General features: G+C 72.8%; 4 protein-coding genes. All 4 read left to right on the top strand.

Going from position 1 to position 5,182, the window contains the following annotated elements:
* The coding region (locus tag P1P75_RS39500) for a molybdopterin oxidoreductase family protein (protein ID WP_319264461.1) at positions 1-915 on the top strand (915 nt) is incomplete at its 5' end.
* Between the two features lie 124 nt (positions 916-1,039).
* Positions 1,040-2,527, top strand: a complete 1,488-nt coding sequence (locus P1P75_RS39495; protein WP_319264460.1) for a citrate:proton symporter — start codon at positions 1,040-1,042, stop codon at positions 2,525-2,527.
* A gap of 44 nt (positions 2,528-2,571) precedes the next feature.
* The gene (locus P1P75_RS39490; RefSeq protein WP_319264458.1) at positions 2,572-3,822 is read left to right on the top strand and encodes an MFS transporter; all 1,251 of its coding nucleotides are present in this window, start codon (positions 2,572-2,574) and stop codon (positions 3,820-3,822) included.
* A gap of 101 nt (positions 3,823-3,923) precedes the next feature.
* Positions 3,924-4,502 carry a hypothetical protein gene (locus P1P75_RS39485; protein WP_319264456.1) on the top strand — a complete coding sequence of 193 codons (579 nt, stop codon included), beginning with the start codon at positions 3,924-3,926 and terminating at the stop codon, positions 4,500-4,502.
* Positions 4,503-5,182 lie beyond the last annotated feature (680 nt).

The raw sequence follows: 5,182 nt of genomic DNA, 5'->3' as shown, positions 1-5,182 counted from the left end.
CCCTCCCAGAGCCCGCACCACGACTTCGCCTTCAACACCCTCGCCGTCCGCAACCAGGTCCGCTACAGCCGCCCCGCCGTCCCGCTGGAGCCCGGCAGGATGGCCGAGACCGAGATCCTCGCCCGGCTGACCCTGGCCGTCACCGGCATGCACGGCGCCGACCCCTCGGCCGTCGACGACCTCGTCGTCGGCCAGACCCTCGGCAAGGCGGTCCAGGAACCCCACTCACCCGTGCACGGCCGGGACCCCGAGGAACTCGCCGCACAGCTCGCCGGCGAGAGCGGCCCCGAGCGCCGGCTCGACCTGATGCTGCGCCTCGGCCCCTACGGCGACGGCTTCGGCGCACACCCCGAGGGCCTCGGCCTGGAGCGGCTGCTCGCGCATCCGCACGGCATCGACCTCGGACCGCTGCGGTCGCGCCTGCCGCAGCCCCTGAAGACCCGCAGCGGCAAGATCGAGCTGCTGCCCCAGCCGATCGCCGACGACCTCCCGCGACTGCGGCGGGCGGCGGCCGAGCGCCCCACCGGCCTCGTCCTCGTCGGACGCCGGCACCTGCGGTCCAACAACAGCTGGATGCACAACGTCCCCGCCCTCACCGGCGGCACCAACCGCTGCACCGTCCAGGTCCATCCCGAGGACGCCGAACGGCTCGGCCTGCGCGACGGGGAGCCGGTGCGGGTCAAGGGCGCCGGGGGAGAGGTCACCGCCCCCGCCGAGGTGACCGACGGCGTGCGCCGGGGCGTCGTCAGCATCCCGCACGGCTGGGGCCACGACCGCCCCGGCACCCGGCTGACCCACGCCTCCACCGACCCCGGCGTCAACGTCAACCAGCTCCTCGACGGCAGCCTGCTCGACCCGCTGTCCGGCAACGCCGTCCTCAACGGAGTGCCCGTCGAACTCAGCCCACTGGGCTGACCAGGAGTTTTGCGCTTATTGCTCGCACGTCAACGTCTTGTTAACACCGTTTGAACGGTCCTAACGTCAACCCACCGCCGACCCTCAGGTGGGATGTTCAAGGGCGAACGTTAGGTATCCATTCATGCTGACCATCCTCGGCTTCGCCATGATCGCGACCTTCCTGGTCCTGATCATGCTGAAGAAGATGTCGCCGATCGCGGCGCTCGTCTTGATCCCGGCACTGTTCTGCGTCTTCGTCGGGAAGGGCGCCAAACTCGGGGACTACGTCCTCGACGGCGTCACCAGCCTCGCCCCCACCGCGGCGATGCTCATGTTCGCGATCGTCTACTTCGGTGTGATGATCGACGTCGGCCTGTTCGACCCGATCGTGCGGGCCATCCTGAAGTTCTGCAAGGCCGACCCGCTGCGCATCGTCGTCGGCACCGCGGTCCTCGCCGCGATCGTCTCCCTCGACGGCGACGGCTCCACCACCTTCATGATCACCGTCTCGGCGATGTACCCGCTGTACAAGCGCCTGAAGATGAGCCTGGTCGTGATGACCGGTGTCGCCGCGATGGCCAACGGCGTGATGAACACGCTGCCCTGGGGCGGCCCGACCGCCCGCGCCGCCACCGCGCTGAAGCTCGACGCCAGCGACATCTTCATCCCGATGATCCCGGCCCTGGCCGTCGGCCTGCTGGGCGTCCTCGCCCTCTCGTACGTCCTGGGCCGCCGCGAGCGCAAGCGGCTCGGCGTGCTGACGCTGGACGAGGTGCTGGTCGAGGAGAAGGAGACCGGGAGCACCTCCGAGACGGTGCTCGTGGGCGCCGGCACGGGTACCGGTGCGGGTGGCGGTAGCGGTAGCGGTACCGGTTTCGGCAAGAAGGCCGCCCCGACGGGCGGTTCGGGTTCCGGCACCGACGCCGACATCGACGCGCCCGCCGCCAAGGACCACGAAGGGGCCGAGGAGTCCGAGGACGACGAGCGCCTCGCCGGACTCGACCCGAACCGCACCACCCTGCGCCCCAAGCTCTACTGGTTCAACGCGCTCCTCACGGTCACGCTCCTCACCGCCATGATCATGGAGTTGCTGCCGATCCCGGTGCTGTTCCTGCTCGGCGCCGCGCTCGCGCTCACCGTCAACTTCCCGCACATGCCCGACCAGAAGGCCCGCCTCGGCGCACACGCCGAGAACGTCCTCAACGTCGCCGGCATGGTCTTCGCCGCCGCAGTCTTCACCGGCGTCCTGACCGGCACCGGCATGGTCGACAGCATGGCCAACTGGCTGGTGGACAACATCCCCGACGGCATGGGCCCGCACATGGCCTTCGTCACCGGCGTGCTGTCCATCCCGCTCACCTACTTCATGTCGAACGACGGCTTCTACTTCGGCGTCCTGCCCGTCCTCGCCGAGGCCGGCCAGGCCCACGGGGTGTCCTCGCTGGAGATCGCCCGCGCCTCCCTGGTGGGCCAGCCCCTGCACATGTCGAGCCCGCTCGTCCCCGCCGTCTACGTCCTCGTCGGCATGGCCAAGGTCGAGTTCGGCGACCACACCCGGTTCGTCGTGAAGTGGGCCGCCCTGACCAGCCTGGTGATCCTCGCGGCGGGCATGCTGTTCGGGATCATCTGACCCCGCGAGATCCGATCCGTCCGCTCTCCCCCAAGGACAACACCATGAGGCCCGGTGGGAACCGCGGCTGGCTGCTCCGCCTCGTCATCGCCTTCGGCTTCGCGCAGGGGGCGGTGTCCATGGCCCGGCCCGCCGTCTCCTACCGGGCCCTCGCGCTGGGCGCGGACGAGCGGGCGGTCGGCGTCATCGCAGGCGTGTACGCCCTGCTCCCGCTCTTCGCCGCCGTCCCGCTGGGGCGCCGTACCGACCACGGCCGGTGCGCGCCCCTGCTGCCCTTCGGCGTGGTCCTGATAGCCGGCGGCTGCGCGCTGAGCGGCGTCGCCGGTTCCCTGGGGTCGATGGCCCTGTGGAGCGGCGTCATGGGCCTCGGCCACCTCTGCTTCGTCATCGGCGCCCAGTCGCTCGTCGCCCGCCAGTCCGCGCCGCACGAACAGGACCGCAACTTCGGCCACTTCACGATCGGCGCCTCCCTCGGCCAGCTGGTCGGCCCGATCGCCGCGGGCTCCCTGATCGGCGGCTCGGACATGGCCCGCAGCAGCGCGCTGGCCCTCGTCGTCGCCGGCGCGGGCGCCGCGGTCGCGTTCACGTCCCTGTGGCGCATCGAACACCGCGACGCGTGCCCCAAGTCCCCCACGGCGCACGGTGACCGCGTCCCCGTCGTACGCATCCTGCGCGCCCGGGGCGTTCCCGCGGGCATCCTCGTCAGCCTCTCCGTGCTGTCGGCGACCGACATCCTCACCGCCTACCTGCCGGTGGTCGGCGAGCACCGGGGCATCGCGCCGTCCGTGATCGGCCTGCTGCTCAGTCTGCGGGCCGCGGCCACCATCACCTGCCGCCTGGTCCTCACGCCCCTGCTGCGGCTGCTCGGGCGGACCGCGCTGCTCACCGTGACCTGCCTGCTGGCGGCTCTGCTGTGCGCCGGGATCGCGGTACCGGTACCGGTGTGGGCGCTGGCCGTGATGCTCGCGGCGCTCGGATTCTGTCTCGGGGTCGGGCAGCCGCTGTCCATGACGACGGTCGTTCAGGCGGCGCCCGAGGGCGCCCGTTCCACGGCCCTCGCGCTGCGCCTGACCGGCAACCGCCTCGGCCAGGTCGCCGCGCCGGCCGCCGCGGGCCTGATCGCCGGGATCGCGGGCGTGGCGGCGCCGTTCGTGATGCTCGGCGGGCTGTTGCTGCTGTCGTCCGGGGTGGCGCTGCGCTCGCCGGAGCGGACGGCGCGAGGTGGCGACGGCCCGGGGGCCGGCGGCGGAGTCCGGCGTACCCGGTCGCCGTTGGGCCGTAAGAGCGATATCTGAGGCGCGGCACGTGCTGCTTCCGTGAACGACGGGTCGCGATGTGACATTCAGTCAGGTGCAAGCCGATTTGTATGAAAATCATCTGACTCGGAGGTTCTCTGATGCCGACCTCGTCCCGTCCACGCAGGGTCGCCACGCTGACGGCCCTCGCCGCCGGTGGAGCCGTTCTCCTCGGAGCGCCGTCCGCCGTCGCCGCCCCCGGGGACAACGGAGACGTCAAGGTGCACCTTGCGGGCACCGCCGTTCCCGCCAGGGCCAACCAGCCCAAGGTCTGCAACTTCTACCTCGACGCCTTCAACTTCGACGTCGCCCAGGGCATCAACTGGACCATCGTGCCGCAGTCCGCGCAGGCCGGCACCACCGCCACCCTGTCCGACTCGCTCACCCTCGCCAACGGCGCCGGCGTCACCGAGAACCTGATGCTGCCCTCCGGGCACTACAAGCTGACGTGGGTCGTCGTCGACGGCAACGGCGTCGGCAAGCACAAGGTCTTCAAGGTCGACTGCCCGAACCGGCCGAACGTGCCCGGCGGCCCCAACGGCGGTCCGCCGGCGGGCGGCGGGGGGCTGGCCCGCGACGCCGCGTTCACGCCCGTCGCCGGTGCCGCGGCGGTGGGACTGGCCGCGGTCGGCGCAGTGGCCTGGTTCCGGCTGCGCCGCCGCTCGCATGGCGCGGCGTAGGCGGATCCGCAGGCCCTGGTACCGGACGCGCGCCTACCGCCTGACGAGGACGGCAGCCCTGGCCGTCACGCTGGTGACGGGCGCCGTCTGGTGGGGTCACGCCGAGGAACCCCCGGACACGGCGGTCCTCACGGTCGGCTCCGTCGGCTCCGCCAGTTCTGCCGGTGGGGGAGCCGACGCGCGAGGCCCCGACGGGCGGGCGAGTACGCGGTCCGGTCCCGCAGCCTCGGAGAACCCCCGAGAGGAGCCGCTCCGGCGCGGAACGGGGCTGTCGGGGCCGGCGCGGCCCCCGGTCGGCGCGCCGTCACCGGCGACCCTGTCCTCGGGAACGCCGTCGGCCGGCGCGCGGCAGCCCGCGCCGGGGGTGTCAGCGGCCCGCGCCCGTCCGTCGCCGCCGGGGAAGGCGTCCGTACGGGCCGGGCAGTCACCCCGGCAGGCGTCCTCCTCACGTCCGCGGCCGACCCGGCCTCTCTCGTCGCCGCCGGGTCCCCGGCGGCCCCCGTCTGCGTCGGGAGCCGCGTCCGAGCCGGGCAGGGCGGGCGCGTCCCGGCCGACGTCCCGCCCCGCGCCGGGGCCGCCCTCCACGGGGACCGCCCGGCCGGGCACGGCCAAGCCCCCTGCAGCCGCCCCACGGCCCGCGAGCGCGGGAGGACGCGGGGGCCCTTGGCAGCACCCTGGGG

The sequence above is a fragment of the Streptomyces sp. ID05-39B genome (assembly GCF_033794725.1).
Taxonomy (GTDB): domain Bacteria; phylum Actinomycetota; class Actinomycetes; order Streptomycetales; family Streptomycetaceae; genus Streptomyces; species Streptomyces bobili.
This window is presented reverse-complemented; position numbering and strand designations above follow the sequence as displayed.